We start from the raw sequence: 20,320 nt of genomic DNA on the forward strand, positions 1-20,320 counted from the left end.
TTTGCTGGTCCGGTCGTCAAAATAGATAAAAATTTTTTGTTTAAAAAGTTGTACTTTAATTTTTTAATTACTAAATATGTCCTTTTTTCTAACGACTTGCCGTAAAAGTCTTCTTTTCATTTTTTTATTCATTGCGCGTTCGCAGGCTCAGGACAAACCCAAGGCGCTGGAAAGCTCTATAACCATCGATTGGTCCAATACGATCAGCGTATCCAAAACGACGCCTACCTTACAGGTGGTCGTCAATCCGATGTTACGTACACAATCGCCCTTACATAAGGGTAGTTTTGGTGCACTAAAGGATTTGGGAGCCGATTATGTCAGGTTTGTTCCCTGGTTCCCTTATCCGCATATGGCTGTTGCCGAACTAAAGCCTCCTTCCGGAAAAGAGACCTTTTGGGATTTTAGCCAGATCGACCCAATGGTAAAGGATTTTATGGAAGCTACCAACGGGCATTCCGTGGTCATGAATTTCAGTACTATTCCCGCCTGGATGTTTAAGACCGATGAGCCGGTCCTGTATCCTTCCGATCCTGATGAAGTATCCTGGTCGTATAACCAGGGAACCGTATTAAGAGATACCACCCTGAAGGAAGTAACGGACTATTTTGTCCGTTTATTCAGCTGGTACACGAAAGGAGGGTTTACAGATGAATCCGGGCAATTTCATAAATCCGGGTATTATTATAAAATACCTTTTTGGGAAGTACTCAATGAGCCGGACCTTGAGCACAATATTTTCGTACAATATTATACGCGTATATATGATGCTGTGGTAGCTGCTCTGCAAAAGGTCTCAATGGTACCCGGGCCTCGGGAACACAAACGGATCTGACCCAATATCAATATTCCTTTTTTGATCAGGCTAACGGATTCCTGGAAAAGGTACGTTACATTGAAAATATCCGCAAACGTCTTGCCCCGCAAACTTTTACTACCATCAATGAGATCGGATCCATCCTGTCGGGGGCCGATGAGCCTGGGCCTGTACCGGAAGATTACTGGAATTTATCAGGCGCCCTGTTCGGCTATTTATTCCTGGAACTTACGAAACTGGGGATCGATGTTGCCGGAGAATCGCAATTGGTTGGTTACCCTACTCAGTTTCCATCCGTGTCGATGATCAATTGGACGAATGGAAATCCCAATGCCCGGTATTGGGTGCTCAGACTGCTTAAGGAAAATTTTGGGCCGGGTGATAAGCTAGTGGGTACCGGTTCCTCATCCGGAGACCTGGTTGGTCAGGCCTTTTTAACCCTGAATGGCAAAAAATTGCTGCTGATCAATAAACTGAATAAGGAGGTTCTGGTTCAATTGCCGAAGGATTCTCCGTTTAGCCACGGTTCGTTCGTAGATGTACAAACGGGTGAGGGGCACCCGGATAATTTATCGGTCGATGGCTCCATGACAAAAATAACGCTCAGGCCTTTTGCCGTTGCTGTTCTTTCGGCCCGCACCCCCTAAACAAAACCTTCATTTTGACTACTTACTTTTTAATGAACTCGACCCTCCGGTTATTGGCTTTGCCTTCAAGGGTCGTATTGTTATCCATAGGCTGTGATTTTCCTTTTCCGTCTGTTTCCAGCCGGGAAGCATCGATGCCGAAGCTGGAGACCAGCAAGGTCTTAACGGCATCCGCCCTGCGTTTGGACAGATCCAGGTTCGTTTTATCGTCTCCATCAATGTCCGTATGCCCAACGATCTTAACATGTATGCCAGGATTATCCTTCAAAACATTGGCTATATCCTGCAATGCCCCATTGGAAGGCGCTTTTATCCTATCGCTGTTGACATCAAATAAGATCCCATGCGTTACAAATTTACCCTCTGTTATCAGTTTGTTCCGGGTATCGGGGGCGCCTATGGCCAGTCGGATATTGGTGATATAAAAGGCACCTCCCATTTTATCGATATTAGGGGCATAGGCGCCGAAGATCAAAGAATTGATGATTGTTCCCGCTTCCAGGGCGCGGGGAAGATCGAGTACCTTGGTACTGTTCAGATAGACTCTGACGCGTTGTTTCTGCCTCCAGACGGAGACAGTGGCAAAAGCCTTTCCGGGAGCATGAAATTCTTTGGAGATATCACTGATCGATGAGCTGCCCAGGGCAATGGTCGAATACGCAAGATGACCATCGTATCCTTCGGGTTGAGGGGTCAGATCCAGTTTAAAACCAGGCACTCTCAAACTGTTTCCATTCCCCGCAGAGAATTTTTCATCATCGGTTTTTGTACCGGCCAGGGCAATGGTCAGTGCCCCGATATTAGAGATATTGTTACTGACCAGGGCATCCACCTGCAGGGTAAAGTTATCTGGGAGATCAGTGATATATTCAGGGAAAAATACACCATCCTGTTTCATACCCAGCCATTTGCCGGGTCTGTTATTCAGGGTGACGATCTCCGCAGAGGTTTTGGTATTCCATTTAGCGGGGAAATCACCAACGGCATCCTGCGAGAAGTCTTCTGCCACGATTATTTTTTCACCGGGAACGAAATCGAATTTAGAATAGGCTTTCAGCTCTTCGGCAGGTGTAGCACCTTTGTTAACCCCGGCCATGTTCCCTGATGTGTCCGGTGTTCCGGAAGTTCCGGAAGTACTATCGGCAGTACCAGTCTGTTTAACGGTTGAATCCGTTGCGGTGGAACTGTTCTTGTCTTTTTTCTTTTTAGGGGTAGTGGCGTTATCTATGGTCTTATCGACTGCGTCATTGACTTTTTGATTAACCTTATTCTTGATCCGGTCAAAAAGTTGTGCTTTCAGGCAAAACGGTGTGCCTGCAATGAAGAGGAGGAATATTCCTCTTTTTACTGCTTTTTTCATAAGTCATTTATTGCGGCGTAATTTACATGAAATATGATCTCTTTTGATTAACTTTAAGTTGTTTCTTTTTCTCTCCGGAATAAAGAAGGATACCTGACCCCACTAAAATACCCGGAAAATTGCCGCAGGAAATTAAATGAAATTTATTGTGGACAGTTACGATGAAATCCCTTCTGAAAGAAACAATACTGGTTATGAAGAGGATCAAACCCTTCCAAGCCAATTCAGTAAGGCGGCCAACCTTTACGTAGACAAGATTGCCATTCGGTTTATTGAAAAAGAAACAGCAGGATCCTTCAGCGGGAATGCCGGTTACGAACATTTCCGGGGAACATCACGCCTGCTGAGTTACAGCGATCTGTCTGCATCCGTGAATCAATTTGCCAACCTATTACTGGATAAGGGCGTAAAACCTGGCACCCTGGTAGGCGTCGCTGTGACGCGCTCCCCTTCTTTAGTCATTGCCCTTTTGGCTATTTTAAAAGCAGGAGCCGCCTATTTGCCGATCGACCCGGACTATCCGGCCGAACGCATCGCCTTTATGTTGTCCGATTCTTCCGCTGAATTCCTGATCCTTTCCAGGGCCAATATGGGGGAACTGCGGACAAGGGCAACCGAAATTATAATCGAGGAAGCCTGGGATCAATTAAAGGGTTATTCTGCGGAAGCGCCTGCCGTCCGGGTGGAGGGAAGTGACCTGGCCTATCTCCTTTATACCTCAGGTTCCACCGGAAACCCAAAAGGGGTCCAGATTGAGCACCATAGCCTGATCAATTTTCTGGTCAGTATGCAAAGATCCCCGGGCATGGAGGCGAAAGACAGACTTTTGGCGGTAACAACAATTTCCTTTGATATCGCGGGACTGGAATTATTCCTTCCTTTTTTATGCGGAGCCGAACTGGTTTTAACGAATAAGGATACGGTTAAAGATGGCCGCCTTCTGCTGGAAATCATCAGACACGAAGAGATCAGCATTATGCAGGCTACTCCCTCTACCTGGCGAATGATTGTCGATGCCGGATGGGATAATCCCTTTCCATTAAAAGTTTTGTGCGGCGGAGAAGCATTACCCGCAGAATTGGCCGACCGGTTGATCAGGCGTTCTGATTCCGTCTGGAATATGTATGGGCCTACCGAAACAACCATTTGGTCCTCGATCAGGGAGCTAAGTACGGAGGGGGAGGTTATTACCATTGGCCGCCCCATTGCCCGTACGCAGATCTATCTTTTAGACCCTGCTATGAAACAGGTCCTGCCTGGCTCCGTAGGGGAGATCTATATAGGCGGTGAAGGAGTGGCCAGAGGTTATTTGAACAGACCCGACCTTACCAGGGAACGATTTATCGAAGATCCGTTCCAGGGGGGAAAAAATAGAAAAATGTATCGTACCGGAGATACAGGAAGAATGCTGGAAAATGGAGAGATCCAATTTTTGGGTAGAATGGATCATCAGGTGAAGATCCGGGGGTACAGGATCGAATTAGGGGAGATAGAACAGGTCCTCACCCGGTTGAAAGGGATCCGGCAAGCCGTAGTTACCGGAAAGAATGGGCAGCTTGTCGCCTACCTGGTTCAGGACCGGACCGTAACAAAAGACCCTGTACCGGAATGGAAACGACAGCTCAAAGAAATATTGCCGGAGTACATGTTACCCAACCATTTTGTGCTCCTGGAAGCCTTTCCCCTTACACCAAACGGGAAAACAGATCGGAACGCGCTGCCTGAACCGAATGCCGGAGGCTCCATCCCGGCTCTGATCGGGGAACCGCCATCTCCGGTGGAAACCACCCTGGCCCATTCGTCAACGGAGCATTTACTGACGGAACTCTGGCAGGAATTCCTGAACCAGGAAAAGATAGGAATGCAGGACGATTTTTTTGAATTGGGAGGTAATTCTCTGAATGCCTTGCAGATCATGGTCGGCCTCGAAAAAAGAACTGGCATGCGTCTGCCGCTTTCCAGCCTGTTCGGAGCGCCGACCATTAAGAAGTTGGCGGAATTGGTGAATTCAGGAGGAAGATCGGTCTCCTGGGCTCCGTTGGTACCCATTAAACCGGGTGGAACAAAAGCGCCGGTCTATATCGTGCATGGTTATGGTATGAATGTGCTCACCTTTAACCGTATGGCGAGGTATCTCGATCCGGAACAACCGGTTTATGGTTTTCAGGCAAAAGGCCTGAATGGAGTGGATGAGCCCTTTGACCGGATGGAAGATATCGCAGCTGACTATATCAGGGAAATGCTCAGCCATCATAATGCTGATTCGTACAATCTGGCCGGTTATTCCTTTGGGGGCATTGTGGCCTTCGAAATGGCCCGCCAGCTAAAGGAAATGGGCAAAAAAATTACGATGCTGGGGATGATAGATACCTATGCAGATAAGGCGGATTATTTTGAAAAAGGGCCGGGCCGCCTTCTGAAAAAGATCCGTCGTCAGCTGCCAAAGATCCGCTTTGTAATTACCTCCTTTAAAAAATATCCGGGGCCTACCCTGGCCTATCAACTGGCTTTTTTCCAACGGAAGATCAGGGAGGGTTTGTACCTGTTCGGTGGAAAACCCCCTGTAACAGAATCGACCCAGGAAGATAAGATCGATGAAAAATATGAAGCGGCCTACCGGAATTATAAAATGATACCTTATGACGGAGTCATCGACCTGTTCCGGGTAAAGACCCGTTTGTATTATCTGGATGACCTCGTTTATATGGGATGGAAAAAATATAGCCGGGAAGTGGAGATACATGAAATTTCCGGAGACCATAAGACTTTCCTCTTACCACCGAATGACAGAGAATTTGCGGGGGTATTGCAAAAAACGCTCGATGGCAAGACCGCCCTTACCCCGATAAGACAAAGTAAGTAATTTGAGCCATCAATCGCAAAAATTTCTTACTTTGTTGCCCTAAACACCAAAGGAAGGACGGTCATGCCCGACAATAGTTACATATTTTCACAGGTAATGCAGCGTTACACGGTTTATCCGCTGAAGGAGCCGGGTTATTTCTACCATAATCAGGTCCCTCCGCCGGAATCGAATAAAGCGTTTATAGATGTCCTACTTCGCTCCTTCGAGGAAAAGCCCTTTAATGCCAAAGATTTCGAAGGGTTTGCCATCGAACTGATCGTGGATTACATCCAGCGGACACATGCCTTTTATCTGCAGAAAAAATTGCCTGAAATAGCACAAAGTATCCTGCTGCTTTCCGGACATTATGAATCGAACCATCCCGTCCTGCTTGCTTTGCAGGTATTTTTTCACCGGTATTGCGAAGATCTTACCACGCATATAAGTGAGGAAGAGAAATTGCTGCTGCCTTATATCGTGCAGATGAGCAAGGCTCCCCTGGGCCCTTCACAATTATCGGACTACGCCCTGGCCAGCCAGCGATACTCCATCGATGCCTTTCTGGCCGATCACCATGACACGGAAGATGAATTGAAGGACATACGCGAGACCATTCGCCTGTACCGTCCTCCTTCCACCAACGAATCCCTCTATCGTATTCTGCTGACCCAGCTGGAAACCTTTGAACAGGATCTGCATGTGCATGCACAAATAGAAGAGCAGGTGCTAATCCCTAAAGCCGTCCGGATCGAAACGGAATTGAATGACCGGTTGCTGGAGCAAGGGAAGTGGAATTAGAACTTCACGAATTCATGCGGGTTTTGTATTGTATATCTTTCTATCAGGCCCATTCCAGGATCTGAATAGTTGCTGCTATTTTTTAGAATAAAAAAAAGGGCCAGGATAGAAATCCAGCCCCGTCTTTAAAATCCAATATCCTATGAAAAACCAAGATGATATAGGCAAGCGGCGTGCCGATGAAAACGGGAGGCCGGTGATAAAAGCACAATTGTTTTGTTGTATTATGACTATCAATGTATTAGGTGGTGTATAATTTGCTAAAACCCTCAGTTTTGATTCTTCGGTAAAGTAGGCCAACAAGGAATTCGTCCCAGCCATGGACGGTTTTTTCCCATAGAAGGAACTACCATGAAAAGAGGAGATTAACACTTCATAAAGGAGGCTCTGGCTAATGGATAACTGTCATATTTGAAACTTTGTGCATATTATTTTTGAGGTGTAAGATCGTTATCCGGAAAAGGATCGTAACTTAAAGAGTGTAGAGATCCTTCATAGCAGATTCCCTTTTTTTATGACCTGGCGCAAACAAATAGGACGAATACCATTATTCATCATGCTCATACTGATGAATGCCCGGATTTTATCAGCCCAGCGGGTAATGTACTCTCCCACAATTGAAGACCGATCCATGTTACAATGGGAGATGGCCGGGAAGGCCGGCGATTATTATTGGGTTGAGATCACCCGGAACGTTCAGCGAAGAGACCCCGATCAGGGGATGAGTATGGACCGACGGAAAAAGGCGGCAACCAGGACCGTTGAAGAACAGAATTTTGAGATCTATGATGGCCGCATGAATCAGGTGAATGTTACTTTTTCCCAGGCTATAATGCCCAATCTGCTTAAAGAATACCTGGTAACGGATGATCTCTATTTCGATCAGTTAAGTTTAACGGCGGGCAGTAGCCCAACCGGTCATGGAATAACGAATATCTTCCTTCAGCGCTATGAGGCCAGTGGACGTCCTGTTGACAATGGAAAAGTCATCGGTCAGTTTCCATTTTCAGAATCGGGCAATAGCTTTTTATTGGTACGTTCGGAAGACCGGAGTAAGATCCTTTTATTGGGTTTCGAATCGGTTCGTAATTCTTCCATGCATTTGCATGCCTTTCTGTTCGACCAGGACTGGCGCCCTTATTACCACCGGATTTTTCAGCATCCCTGGATCACGCAACCCTTTATCCAGGACGAATTTACCGGCTATCCCCTGGAGGATTTCGACAAAGGGCCTATAAAACTCGCTAATAATGGGCAATGGCTGATGGCCGCACCTTCACGTACCAACAGGAATTATTTATTGTTTCATTTTTGCGGATCTGACAGCAGTTTCTCCTGCCACGAAATACGTCTGCCAACCTCTTCCTCGATGGAGGATGTAGATGTTGCCATCAATAATCAAAACGCGGAAGCCTACACCGGAATCCTTTCCAATTTTCGGTTTGCAGCGCTGAAGAATGTTCAGGTCGTTCATTATTCCTTGAATACCGGCGAAATAGACTTTGATTCCTCTTACCGGTTCAATACCCTGGTATCTGGTAAGGTAAAGGATGGCAACCAGGTGAAAGAAAATTTTATAGCCGTCCCCGGAAAAGGGTTTATGCTGATGAAAGAGTATGGAAGGGCTTATACGGATTGGTATGAGGAAGATGATTATGACAATCAATGGGACCCCGAATGGCTGTTTGCCGGAAACCCTCCTCCCGATAAGGGTATTCCTTCGCCGGTGATCCGGGATGGGTATGCCCGTTATTCCACCCTGGGCGGTTTGGGCAAAGCGCATGAGCGGGGCGATTTGGGGCTTTTCTATTTTCCGGGGGGCAAAAAAGACAGTTGCTGGAGTGCTATGATCAGTCAGGAGCAGGTTACGGAAATGAATGCGCCCAATCTTTCCTACCTGGCCATCCCGGTTTCAGATAAGCTCTTTTTTTTATACAATACACTTTTTCGAAATGATGATCTGTTTGCCAGCACGACAATCATCGATCATCAAGGGAACAAGATAAGTTCTGAGGGGATCGTTTTCTGGAAAGTCCGCCATACTCTTCAATTCCAGCAATCCCGGCAAATATCCGAAAATGAGGTCGTGGTCCCGTATGAGAATAACCGGCGGAAAGGATTTGCGGTTGTGAAGTTCTGATGGTTAATGTTGTAACTTTAAGAGGCAAAACAACTTCACATGAAAAGACCCCTCCTCTTAGGGTTGAACGTCATCCTTATGCTGGCCATCAACCAACCCCTTACCGTTCTCGGACAACTGACCCAGAAACCACCTTTGCATGGTAATCATTGGATGGCTATCACGGGCAAACCGCTGGGCGCCGAAGCAGGAGCCCAGATCTTTCAGAAAGGAGGCAATGCAATCGATGCCGCCTGCGCTATGTTAGGTGCGGTATGCACCATGTGGGATGTGCTGAGCTGGGGGGGAGAGACACAGGCCCTGATCTACAATCCCAAAACAGGGAAGGTTCTATCTATCAATGCACTGGGTTTTGCGCCCACAGGTGCGACCCCGTCCTTTTTTAAAGGCAAGGGTTATAATTTTCCACCCGAATATGGTCCTTTGGCGGCAGTCACCCCGGGCACTCCCGGCGGTCTTTGTTATATGCTGGCCGAATACGGTACCATGAGCCTCAAAGACGTATTGGCCCCTGCCATGGAAATGGCGAAAGGTTACGCGATAGAGGCCCAGACGGCCAACAGTTTCGAAAACCAGAAAAAACGCCTTAAAGAATGGCCCTATAGCAAACAAGTATTTTTAACCCATCCCGGAGAGAAAAGGGAAGCACCCGAAGCAGGGGAGATATTCGTACAAAAAGATTTGCTGGAGACCCTGACCAAAATGGTGGAAACGGAGCAGGATGCGCTGAAACATAAAAAAAGCAGAAAGGAAGCTATCTATGCCGCCTATGATCGTTTTTATAAAGGCGATATTGCCAAAGAATTTGTCCGGGGCTGCCAGGAACAAGGCGGGCTCATCACTATGGAAGACCTGGCCAAATGGAAGCCAGTAGAAGAAGAGCCGCTGCACGTGAACTATAAGGGGATCGAAGTTTATAAATTGCAGCAATGGTCGCAAGGCCCTTCTCTGCTGCAATGCCTGAACATACTGGAAAATTTCGATCTGAAAACGATGGGCTTTAACAGTACCCGTTATATCCATACGATCTACCAGACCATGAACCTGAGTTTTGCCGATCGGGATTTTTATTATGGAGATCCTGCTTTTTCGACCGGCCAACCTATGAAAGGACTGCTAAGTAAGGAATATGCCAAAGAAAGAGCCAAACTTATCGGTTTTGAAAGGAACGATGCCAATGCCGCTCCTGGTGATCCTTACCCATTTGAGGGAAGGACCAATCCCTATACCGAATTGTTAAAACAACGAAGCCGGATGGCACAGGGTTCCGGCCCCGGAAATAATACTGCCCCCAATACCGGAGGGGCTATGAATGCAACTACCTTTTCGGACAATCAGAACAAAAACGATGAAGCCGCTCTGGCGATAGCATTCGATCATTGCAGAACTAAAGGAGGAAAAGTCAATGACTCCCTCTACCACGACCGGCTGTGGCGCGGTACAACCACTATCGAAGCGGCCGATAAAGAAGGCTGGGTAATTTCCATCACTCCCAGCGGAGGGTGGACACCCGCCTGTATCGCCGGTCATACCGGGGTCGGGATGAGCCAGCGGATGCAGAGTTTTGTCCTGGATTCCATTATCGATCCATTTAATGTGGTCGAGCCGCATAAACGACCGAGAGTGACCCTGACACCGAGCCTGGCTTTAAAAGAAGGAAAACCCTATTTGTGTTTTGGGGTACAGGGCGGAGATACCCAGGACCAGAACCTGCTGCAATTCTTTTTGAATATCGTTGAATTCGGAATGACGGTGCAGGAAGCTACCGAGGCGGCCAATATCAATTCCGATCAGCTCTGGTTATCTCTTGGTGGGGAAAAACTGGAAGACAGACGACCTCGCCCGGGCCATCTTTTACTGGGTAATACAACACCCCCATGGGTCAGGAAGGATCTGAAGCAAATGGGCTATACTACCTCCTTTGGTGACCGTACCAGCGGGCCGATTAATGCCATCTGGTTCGACTGGAAACATAATACCCTTTGGGGAGGCAGCAGTAATAACGGTGAAGATTACGGGATTGGGTGGTAATAAAAAAGATACGCCAGAAAAAAAAGGGAAAGACAATTATTTATAGATTTCCCAATAGCCTACCTGGTATTCCAGCGAAACCATTTAATGCCCAACACGGTAAACACCAGAGTATACCCCAGGGTCAGCAGAAGGGCCATGGTTGTATGTGAATCCCAGGTTCCTGGTTGCATACTATCTGAGAGCAGACGTTTGACCGTCCCATACGGCGACCATTTTACGGCATCGCCGATCTCTTTGCCTAATACGCCTAATTCACCGAACATACCGATCATGATAAAGGCAAAATAAACCAGCCTGGTGGTGGCACTGACTGTCTCCGGGTTTTTGATCATTCCTACGATGACTTGGCCCAGGCTCAGGTAAACTGCGCCTCCCACGATGGCCATTAAAAAACTAAAAATATAGCCAGTTGGGGAGAGCGTTATCTTATCATAATTATGACCTACAATAAAAATAGCGAGTGTCATGATCATGATCATGACCAATTGAACGGTCAGACGGCTCATCATGATAGCCCAATTGGGGGCGGGGGCAACACGCAAACGTTGGAAGATTCCTTTATCCCTGTCACGGGCGATGGAATTGGAATAGCCCATCAGACCAATTGCGGTCAGTCCGACAGTAATGCAGTTGGAAAGGGCAAAAGGCCCTCCCAGTTTATCAACAAGCCCCTTCCAGGAAATAAGGATGATGGTGGGTACCAGGATCACCAGGACCGAGGAACGGCGATTACGCCATTGTGTGGTCAGATCTGCACGGAGCAGTGACGAAAAAACCGTGGAGATCTTTGGGAGAGCGGTTTGCATATTGCTGAATTTTTTGCGTTTTGGCGGAAACTAAAATTGGCTCCGGACTCGTTTCAGGGCCGAACGTCAGTACCCGTGAGCCCGATAAAAACATCTTCCAGTGTTATCTTTCCTTTACGGGATGCGCGAACGACCTCAGGCATATCCCTGTTGCGATCGATCAGGGCCTGAGGGGTATCGATAGCGATAACCTTGCCGTGGTCGATGATGGCGATCCTGTCGCAAACGGATTCTGCTTCTTCCATAGAATGGGTAGTAAGGATGATCCCATGACCTTTGTCGCGCATGGCTTCGATACGTTCCCAGAGTTGTCGTCTCGCCTGCGGGTCGAGACCCGTGGTGGGTTCGTCCAATAAGATCAGCCGGGGTTCATGGATGGTTGCTATCACGAGGGAAACCCTTTGCTGCTGACCTCCGGAAAGCTCTCCAAAACGTTTGGTTGCAGCTTCCTGCAATTGGATCCCGGCCAGGATTGTTGCTACTTTATCTTTAGAAAGACTGAGTCCGTATATTCCGGCATATAATTGAATGATCTCGGTAATAGTGAGTTCAGGCTGAAAGCTGGTCGCCTGTAACTGGACTCCCATAGAAGCCCGGGCATGGAAGGGTTGTTCACTGACGGAATAACCGGCTACTTTGATGGAGCCTGACTGCGGTTTTAACAGACCCTCCACCGCACTTAACGTGCTGGTTTTTCCTGCGCCGTTAGGGCCTAACAGGCCGAAAATCTCACCGGAATGGATTTCGAAGGAAACATCCTTTACCGCCTGAAAATTGCCATACCTGACATTCAGACCTTCCACCTGAAGTACGGTGGAATTAGATGGGTTGTACATTCAAAAGTTGGTTTAATGTTGTCGTTACAGGCACTAAGATATCTGCTTCCCTGCTTTGGTGCAACTGAATTACGGTAATTTTCCCGGAAATACCGGCGAATGGGGCTAATAAAACGGCGAAAGGCAGAAGTAAGGGCAGAAGGAAAGAATAAGTCCGGCAAAAAGGATATGCTTACGAAAACAAAAAGGCTGTCTCACCAATTGAGACAGCCTTTTTGTTTTTATGAAACGATCTGAATGCTAATTATCTGCTTAAAGTAATTCCTTACAGTTTAGTTACAACCGTATTCTCAACAACAGTCTTGCTCACGGCGAACTGGCGTACTACTTCATTATTGCCATTGCGGATGATGAAGGTAGGATTGATGTTTGCTTCTTCCTGTGGGAAAATAACGGACTTTGCAAAATGTGCATCGCTGAATTGTTTGTGGTAAACAACTTCACCGGCATCATTCTTAATGATCAGCCAGAATTTCTGGGCGGTAGGGTTCTCGAATTGAACACGGAAAACAACATTATTGTCGTTGATGCCGATATACTGAACGCTAACCTGTTCGTCTGTAACCAGGGCAGGTTTTTTATCGTTGCTGATGCCACCGGCATGACTTGTCAGGGGATTGCTTACTAATAAAACAACTGCGGTTAAACCAACAAAGATTGTTTTTGCTACACGGGTGCTTACTGATTTGGTATTCATATTGATTAAATTAAATTTTACTGATTATTAAAATGTTATTTATAAAAAAGTTAGATGGCGGCAATGTTATCAGATGGCAATGGTTGGCGAAGCAATGGGAGCAGGTAATTTCGGTTTTGATCTTATGGCGGGAATCAATCGTCCGCGGAAGCAATCATCAGATTTGTAAGACAAAGGTAAAGTATGGCAAACCGGTGTACAAGACACAATTTTCCGGATTTTATCACGCCAACCATGGGGGTGTGTTTACGAAACTCTTTGCAGGTAAGGGTTTTGGCTGTTTTTTAACATGATGACCAACCCATTTTCCGACGAATATTAACTGATTGGTTCTGTATATATTTTTTTTCTTAATTTAAGGGTATGAAAGACATTTCCAAAAAGTACACCAATGGAGAAGTATCTATCGTTTGGAAGCCAGCCATGTGCATCCATTCGACCATTTGCTGGAAAGCAGCTACAGGGTTGCCTGAAGTATTTAACCCGATGGTAAAGCCCTGGATAAAACCTGAGGCATCGACCACCCTGAGGATCATTGAACAGGTGAAAAAATGCCCTTCAGGAGCTTTAAGTTTTTATTTGAACGACGAAAAAAAGGATGAAGCGCAGGATCAGGATGCTTAAAGCTGATCTGCTATTTTCTCCCCCCATTTTTCCAACATGCTTACCAGTTCTTCCAGATTTACCGGTTTGCTAAGGTAATCGTCCATACCTTCTGCAAGGCATTCTTCCTGATCTCCCCGCATCGCATTGGCGGTCATGGCAATAATGATGGGTTGCCTGTCCTGTGTTTTTCGAATGACCCTGGTGGCTTCCAGTCCATCCATTTCCGGCATTTGGATATCCATTAGTATCAGGTCGAAATAAAATTCCCGTAATCTGTCCAGGACCTGTAATCCATTTTCCGCAATTCCCGGGGAATAACCCATTTTGGAAAGAATCATCATCGTTAATTGCTGGTTGATCGGGTTGTCCTCCGCTACCAGGATCCGCATTGGGAATTTTTCCGCTAAATGTGAAGGGAGCACCGGCTTGTTTTCTGTTTGTCCGGATAAGTTGTTCTCCATAGGTATAAGATTTATTGGTTCACCACTGCGGGTGCGGATCGTAAAACTGAATAAAGAGCCTTTTCCTGGTTCACTCTTCACATCGATCCGCCCTCCCATCAGCTCCGTCAGTTTTTCTGAAATAACCAGCCCCAGGCCGGTACCTCCATATTTGCGGGTTATAGAGGAATCGACCTGTGAAAACGCTTTGAAAAGGCGATCGATCTTATCGGGGGGAATTCCAATACCGGTATCCCGAACTTCAAAACCGATTTCTATTGTTTGTTTATCTCTCAGCGGATGTATTTCAGTCTGCGGGTGGCCTTCGACAAATGCTTTGACAGAGATTCCGCCCTGGTGGGTGAACTTTATGGCATTCCCTACAAGATTGATCAGGATTTGACGAAGGCGGCCCTCATCAGCGATAATAATGGCAGGCACCTTCTCATCGATTTGGCCATAAAGGGAAAGTCCGGCATCTGCGGCCTTTGCGCTAAAAATATCCAGAACTTCTTTTATACAACGGCGCAGGTCCATTTCTTTTTCATCGAGTTCCATACGCCCCGATTCAATCTTGGAAAAATCAAGGATATCATTGATCACCGTAAGCAGGGTCTCCCCGCAGGTTTGAATAGTCCCGGTATACCCCCGTTGTTCGTCTGTCAGCGGTGTTTGTTCCAGAAGGGAGGCCATGCCGATCATTCCGTTCATGGGAGTGCGGATCTCGTGGCTCATATTGGCCAGGAAAACACTTTTGGCCCGGTTTGCCTGTTCGGCTTCCTGCCTTGCTTTCTCCTCATTGAGGCGGGCGATCCGTTCATCTTTAATGGATTGGCCCAATTGTTTGGTCCTTTCCTGTACAAGATCTTCCAGTTGTTTTTTTTGTGCTTTTATGTGGCTGATGCGAATGCGGTAGGCAGTTATGCAAACTCCCGCGATAATCAGCCCTATTGTCAATCTGAACCACCAGGTCAACCAAAAGGGAGGAGTAATGGTCAGCCTGAGGGAGCTTCCATGCGGCGACCATTTCCCTTCATAATTTAATCCTCTTACTGCAAAAATATAATGGCCCGGATCCAGGTTGGTATAAGTCGCGACCCGTTTGGACTCCACATAATTCCAGTTTTTATCGAATCCTTCCAGGATAAAGGCATACTGCTTTTTTTCGGGAGAAGAATAATTCAGGGATGCAAACTCAAAAGAAATCACCGAACTGCTGTAGGGGAGTGTAATTTCCTTTGTTTCCGAGATGGATTTCTTTAACGGAGAGGGATCGGTACTGTCGGCGGCAATAGGAACATCCTTATTAAAAACCTGGAAACCCGTGATTCGCAGGGGCGGCTCAGAAGGGTTCTCTTTTATACTGTCAGGGAAGAATTCGTTAAAACCATTTACTCCTCCGAAATACAACGCCCCCGAACTACTTTTACAATAGGCGTGTTCTTTATATTCATAGGATTGCAGACCATCTGAAATTTCAAAATTCTTAAAGGTCCCGGCTTTAACGTTAAAAAGGGATATGCCTTTATTCGTACTGACCCAGAGGTTTCCTTTCCCATCCGGGATTATCCCAAAGATCACGTTATTGGGCAGCCCGTCGTCTGTCGTGTAGGTTCGGAAATGACCGGCACCTCTGTCAAAAAAATTAAGCCCTACCAATGTTCCAACCCACAGATTACCTTTTTCATCTTCATAGATCTCGCCAACCCGGTTATCACTCAGGCTGTTTTCGTTTTCCTTATGAATATATTGAGTGAAGGTCCTGGTTTTTTTGTCGAATAAATTCAACCCCCCTCCATCAGTTCCCAGCCAGATCTCACCCTGTCTTCCTTCGAAAATAGAATGTATTTTTTTATTATTGACACTGGCAGGGTTCGTCGCATCATAGGAAAAATGGCTGAAGGTTCCGTCCTTTGGATGATAAAGGTCAAGTCCCCCTCCATAGGTCCCGATCCAGATATTTTCATCGCGGTCCTGAAGGATAGCATAAGCATTGTTGCTGCTGATGCTGTTCGGATTGCCCGGATCATGCCGGAAATGCCGGTAGGTATTATTCCGGGGATCGAAGACCGTTATGCCGTTTGCCCAGGACCCAATCCATAATGCTCCTTTTTTATCCTCGCAGACACAGAGAATATAATCTCCGCAAATGCTCTTCGGATTATTTGGGTCATGGCGGAAATGGATGAAATTTTTGGTCTCCGGGTCGAACCTGTCCAGGCCGCCGCCGTCCGTGCCGATCCAGATCTTTTTCTTCGAATCCTGTACCAGGCAAAGGATATTATTATTACTGAGGCTGTTTCCATCGGTGGTATGCTGATAATGGGTGAAACGTCTGCCGTCCTTACTGAGGATATTCATTCCTCCCGCAAATGTACCCACCCACATATTGCCGTTATTATCCCTGTAAGCAGAATGAAGAGAATTATTACTCAGGCTGGAATTGTCTATTTCGTCATGCAGGTAGTTCTGGAAGCTGCCGGACGCCTGATCATAAATGCTCAGACCGGCATTTTCTGTTCCAATCCAGAGGTGTTTGTTATCGTCTTCCCCGAGCGTATAAATAACGTCGCCGGCCACGCTGTTTTTATTTCGGGGTTCATGCCGGAAATGCCGGAAGGTTCCTTTGGGGCCAACGGAGTTCATTAAGTTTAATCCTCCTCCATCGGTACCCACCCAAACCTGGTGCCGGCTGTCCTCATAGATAACCCATATCTTATCTTCACCCAGCGACGAATCATTCCTGTTATCATGACGAAAACGGGTAAAGCTTCCGGAATTTTTGTCCAGGAGGTTCAGCCCATTGCCGTAAGTGCCTATCCAAACATTCTGCCGGCTGTCTACTAAAATACCCCTGACATAATCCCCGCTAATGCTTTTCGGATTATCAGGCTGAAAAGTGAAATGGGTAAACCGGTCTTTAGCCGGTTCAAAAAAATTAAGCCCCTGATCTTCCGTACCAATCCATAAATTACCATCCCGGTCTTCGGCCAGACCTGTCAGCAGGTTACTGGAAATGCCATTTGCCCTGACCGTTTCCTTTTTATAGCAGGTGAATTGATCCTTTTCCCTGTCATACCGGTTCAAGCCTCCCCCACGGGTTGCCACCCAGATGGAGCCTGATTTTAAGCCTCCGGTATCCTCAATGATGGCGGAAATAAAATTATTGCTGAGGCTATGGGGATTCCTTGGGTCATTTCTGTAAACGGTGATCTTATACCCGTCGTATTTATTCAGACCATCACGCGTTCCGAACCACATGAAACCTCTGCTGTCCTGTAAAACACAAAGGACGTTGTTCTGGGAAAGGCCGGCATTGATATCCAGGTGATCGAATTTCAGGTTTTGCCGCTGCGCGTTTGCATACTGGGTTGCCAGCGATAAGAGCAGGCAGACCAGGGATCTCAGAGTAGCAGCTATGGCCGGCATCGGCTCTGGTTTAACAGGCAATAGAATGATGGTTACGGGTTCCTGAGATTAACGAAGGGGCGACTTGCCTATTTCACCTAATAGGCTTTTTCTATTGCGACTAAGTGTTTATTCTTAGTGACCCTTAATCGGCCGGGCGAACAGCTTTGACTTCTTCGGGCTTGACAGGCCCCCCTTTGGTTCCCTTATTTCCCCATGAATTGCGGCAATAGTTAAGTACATCGCTGACCTGTTCGTTGGTCAGATCGAAACCGGTCATTTCTCCGGTATATACTTTCCCATTGACCGTCATATCTCCTTTAGCGCCATTAAGTACCTGGAGTACCGATCTTTTTTTATCCGCCATCAGGTAATCCGATTTGGCCAGCGGCGGATATACATTTTCGATACCGATGCCTTCTTCGCCATGACAGGAAAGGCAGTAGGAAAGATAAACGTCTTTCCCGCGTGTTATACTGGCTTTCAGGTCAAAGCCCTGTCGGGGTTCATCGCCCTTAAAGGACAAGGTCTTCCCCGGTAACAATTCCCTTTGTGCGGGCCCTTCTCTGCGAAAAGAGGTCAGGGTAAGAAGGGTAGAAAGGATAATTAAAGAAAGGAGCAGAACGGATTTGATCTTCATATGGATTTTTTATTGAATTGATCTTTTAAGGTGTTGTCTCATACTTCATCCAGGTTGAAGGGTAGTTTACGGATACGCTTTGTCGTTAAATCGAAAATAGCGTTACAAAGGGCAGGCGCCAATGGCGGCAATCCCGGTTCTCCGACACCCCCGGCTTTTTCATCGTTGTCCATTATATAGACCTCGATCTCGGGGGTTTCCGAAATCCTGGGCATTTTATAGGTATCGAGATTTTTTTCCACCGCCTTGCCATCCTTAAAATGGGTTTCGTGTTTGACTGCCGCTCCCAGGGCCATGATAATGCTTCCTTCCACCTGGGCCTTAATAATGTCAGGGTTTACATACCAACCGCAATCCATCAACGCGATTACCTTGTCTACTTTTACCTTTCCGTCCGGTTTGCGGGAAACTTTTACCACTTCTCCTACCAGACTGGAAAAACATTCGGTTATGGCGACACCCCATCCTTCATTCTTACCCCGTGTTTTCCAACCGGTAAGGGATTCCAGACGGCTGATCAGGGCCCGGTAACGATCGTCGTTCAAATGTTCATTCCTGAAATCAAGCGGGTCCTTTCCGGCAGCATGAGCCAGTTCATCGATGAAACTTTCGTAGGCGAAACCATTGGTAGAGGCATAAACGGACCGCCACCACATCACGGGTATAGTAGATTCTGTCGGGATATCGGCGAAACTATAATTGGGTATCGACTCGAAATAAGGTTTGGGTAATCCGTCCAGCGTATCTGCATTGTAAGAGCCATGATCGACGCCGGCTGATTGATGGTTCATATTCTGGGTGGCTGTTTTGGTCTGGAAAGCAATAATATTTCCCCCCTTATCGAGTCCTCCTTTACAACCATAGACAGCGCCGGGGCGGAAAGGACCAAGCGTCATATCGTCTTCCCGTGTCCAGATAACCTGTACCGGGCCCTTGATTTCACGCGAGATAAGGACGGCCTCATGCGGATAGTCCAGGAATGCCTTCCGGCCAAAGCCTCCTCCCAGAAAGGTCATATTCACCGTAACATTCTCCAGGGGCACTTTCATTCTCTCGCTCAGGTCCGATTGCACCCAGTCGGGGCCCTGGATGGGGCCCCACACTTCGATCTTGTCATCGTGGACATGAGCGATGCAATTGAGCGGCTCCATACAGCTATGTGCTTCGTAAGGCGTTTCATAGATAGCCTCCACTTTTTTATCTGCATTCGAAAAGGCTCCTTCGAAATTACCAACGGTACGGTCAGACAAACCGGGTTTGTTAAGATCTTCCCGCATCCGGGCATATACTTTTTCCGTATCCAGGTGTTCAAAGCCTTCATCATCCCATTCTACTTTCAACACTTTTCTTCCCTGCATGGCTGCCCAAATGCTGTCTGCCACTACTGCCACTCCTTCACAATTTATAGCGAAGACGGCACGCTGTACCTTAAAAACCTGTTTTACGCCGGGGACTGCCTTCGTGGCAGAGTCATCGAAACTTTTTACCTTACCCTGAAAACGTGGATTGCGTTCCACGACGGCATACAGCATGCCAGGCAATTTTTTATCCAGGCCGAAAATGGCCTGGCCATTGGTCTTCAATGGAGTATCCTGTCTGGGCAGCGATTTTCCTATGATAGTATAGTCTTTCCGTTCTTTTAATTTTACCTGTTTGGGCGGGGCCATTTTAGCCGCTTCTTCCACCAGTTCGCCATAACCCGCTTTTTTGCCGGACGGACGGTGGATCACCTGGCCCTTTTCTCCATAACATTCGGCGGCCGGAACAGTCCATTTTTTTGCGGCCGAGGCGATCAGCATTTCACGGGCAGATGCGCCTATCTGTAACAGGTGTTTGTAAGATCCCCTTACGGTGGAACTTCCACCTGTGACCTGGCTGCCGTATTTTTTCTGGTTGCCGGGAGCAAATGCGATATTCACCTGATCGAGATCCACTTCCAATTCTTCAGCAATCATTTGGGGCACTACCTGGTAAGCGCCCTGACCCATTTCGGAACGGTGGTTCAGGATCGTGACCTTACCCAACTGATCGATTGAGATCCAGGTCATCAATTCTATTCCTTTCAGATCCGCACCGGCTGCGGTGATAATCTCCGGGTTTATTGCTCCCTTTGCTGATTTTTCACCAAAGGCAGGGAAATAGGCTCCCACCGTTAAGGCTATGCCGGAAAGACCAGCCTGGCGGATAAATTGCCGGCGGGAGAATCCAGGATCTTTTTTTTGATCGGTCTTTTCCATCTCAGGTAA

The 20,320-nt window shown here is 47.1% G+C and carries 14 protein-coding genes; 7 read left to right on the forward strand and 7 right to left on the reverse strand.

Going from position 1 to position 20,320, the window contains the following annotated elements:
• Positions 1–76 precede the first annotated feature (76 nt).
• Together ACX0G9_RS00145 and ACX0G9_RS00150 are read left to right on the forward strand one after the other, a co-directional pair.
• Complete coding sequence (locus tag ACX0G9_RS00145; protein ID WP_459062799.1) at positions 77–835, forward strand: hypothetical protein; 759 nt, start codon at positions 77–79, stop codon at positions 833–835.
• A gap of 284 nt (positions 836–1,119) precedes the next feature.
• Entirely contained in the window at positions 1,120–1,464 is a 345-nt protein-coding gene (locus tag ACX0G9_RS00150) for a hypothetical protein (RefSeq protein WP_459062800.1), read from the forward strand.
• 22 nt (positions 1,465–1,486) lie between these two features.
• Here the strand turns inward: ACX0G9_RS00150 and ACX0G9_RS00155 are convergent, their stop codons facing one another.
• The gene (locus tag ACX0G9_RS00155; protein ID WP_459062801.1) at positions 1,487–2,824 is read right to left on the reverse strand and encodes an OmpA family protein; all 1,338 of its coding nucleotides are present in this window, start codon (positions 2,822–2,824) and stop codon (positions 1,487–1,489) included.
• 136 nt (positions 2,825–2,960) lie between these two features.
• Here ACX0G9_RS00155 and ACX0G9_RS00160 point away from each other — a divergent pair, with 136 nt between their 5' ends.
• The 4 genes from ACX0G9_RS00160 (at position 2,961) to ACX0G9_RS00175 (ending at position 10,638) form a co-directional block, all read left to right on the forward strand.
• Positions 2,961–5,687: a non-ribosomal peptide synthetase gene (locus ACX0G9_RS00160; RefSeq protein WP_459062802.1), complete on the forward strand. Its 2,727-nt coding sequence runs from the start codon at positions 2,961–2,963 to the stop codon at positions 5,685–5,687.
• 63 nt (positions 5,688–5,750) lie between these two features.
• Entirely contained in the window at positions 5,751–6,467 is a 717-nt protein-coding gene (locus ACX0G9_RS00165; RefSeq protein WP_459062803.1) for a hemerythrin domain-containing protein, read from the forward strand.
• A 556-nt stretch (positions 6,468–7,023) separates the two neighbouring features.
• Positions 7,024–8,607 carry a hypothetical protein gene (locus tag ACX0G9_RS00170; protein WP_459062804.1) on the forward strand — a complete coding sequence of 528 codons (1,584 nt, stop codon included), beginning with the start codon at positions 7,024–7,026 and terminating at the stop codon, positions 8,605–8,607.
• A 39-nt stretch (positions 8,608–8,646) separates the two neighbouring features.
• Positions 8,647–10,638, forward strand: coding sequence for a gamma-glutamyltransferase family protein (locus tag ACX0G9_RS00175; RefSeq protein ID WP_459062805.1), 1,992 nt, complete (start codon positions 8,647–8,649; stop codon positions 10,636–10,638).
• A 59-nt stretch (positions 10,639–10,697) separates the two neighbouring features.
• Here the strand turns inward: ACX0G9_RS00175 and ACX0G9_RS00180 are convergent, their stop codons facing one another.
• From ACX0G9_RS00180 to ACX0G9_RS00190, 3 genes are all read right to left on the reverse strand, one after another.
• Entirely contained in the window at positions 10,698–11,447 is a 750-nt protein-coding gene (locus ACX0G9_RS00180) for an ABC transporter permease (RefSeq protein ID WP_459062806.1), read from the reverse strand.
• Positions 11,448–11,500: 53 nt separating this feature from the next.
• Positions 11,501–12,283 carry an ABC transporter ATP-binding protein gene (locus ACX0G9_RS00185; RefSeq protein WP_459062807.1) on the reverse strand — a complete coding sequence of 261 codons (783 nt, stop codon included), beginning with the start codon at positions 12,281–12,283 and terminating at the stop codon, positions 11,501–11,503.
• Positions 12,284–12,548: 265 nt separating this feature from the next.
• Positions 12,549–12,980 carry a hypothetical protein gene (locus tag ACX0G9_RS00190; protein WP_459062808.1) on the reverse strand — a complete coding sequence of 144 codons (432 nt, stop codon included), beginning with the start codon at positions 12,978–12,980 and terminating at the stop codon, positions 12,549–12,551.
• 363 nt (positions 12,981–13,343) lie between these two features.
• Between ACX0G9_RS00190 and ACX0G9_RS00195 the strand changes: the two genes are divergently transcribed.
• Positions 13,344–13,604: a (4Fe-4S)-binding protein gene (locus tag ACX0G9_RS00195; protein WP_459062809.1), complete on the forward strand. Its 261-nt coding sequence runs from the start codon at positions 13,344–13,346 to the stop codon at positions 13,602–13,604.
• Here the strand turns inward: ACX0G9_RS00195 and ACX0G9_RS00200 are convergent.
• The 3 genes from ACX0G9_RS00200 to ACX0G9_RS00210 form a co-directional block, all read right to left on the reverse strand.
• Complete coding sequence (locus ACX0G9_RS00200; RefSeq protein WP_459062810.1) at positions 13,601–17,455, reverse strand: two-component regulator propeller domain-containing protein; 3,855 nt, start codon at positions 17,453–17,455, stop codon at positions 13,601–13,603. The two genes, ACX0G9_RS00195 and ACX0G9_RS00200, sit on opposite strands and share 4 nt — an antisense overlap.
• 124 nt (positions 17,456–17,579) lie before the next feature.
• Positions 17,580–18,074, reverse strand: coding sequence for a c-type cytochrome (locus ACX0G9_RS00205; protein ID WP_459062811.1), 495 nt, complete (start codon positions 18,072–18,074; stop codon positions 17,580–17,582).
• A gap of 38 nt (positions 18,075–18,112) precedes the next feature.
• On the reverse strand, positions 18,113–20,311 hold the full coding sequence (locus tag ACX0G9_RS00210; protein WP_459062812.1) for a xanthine dehydrogenase family protein molybdopterin-binding subunit: 2,199 nt from the start codon (positions 20,309–20,311) through the stop codon (positions 18,113–18,115).
• Between the last annotated feature and the right edge of the window lie 9 nt (positions 20,312–20,320).

Source organism: Flavitalea flava (assembly GCF_054461575.1).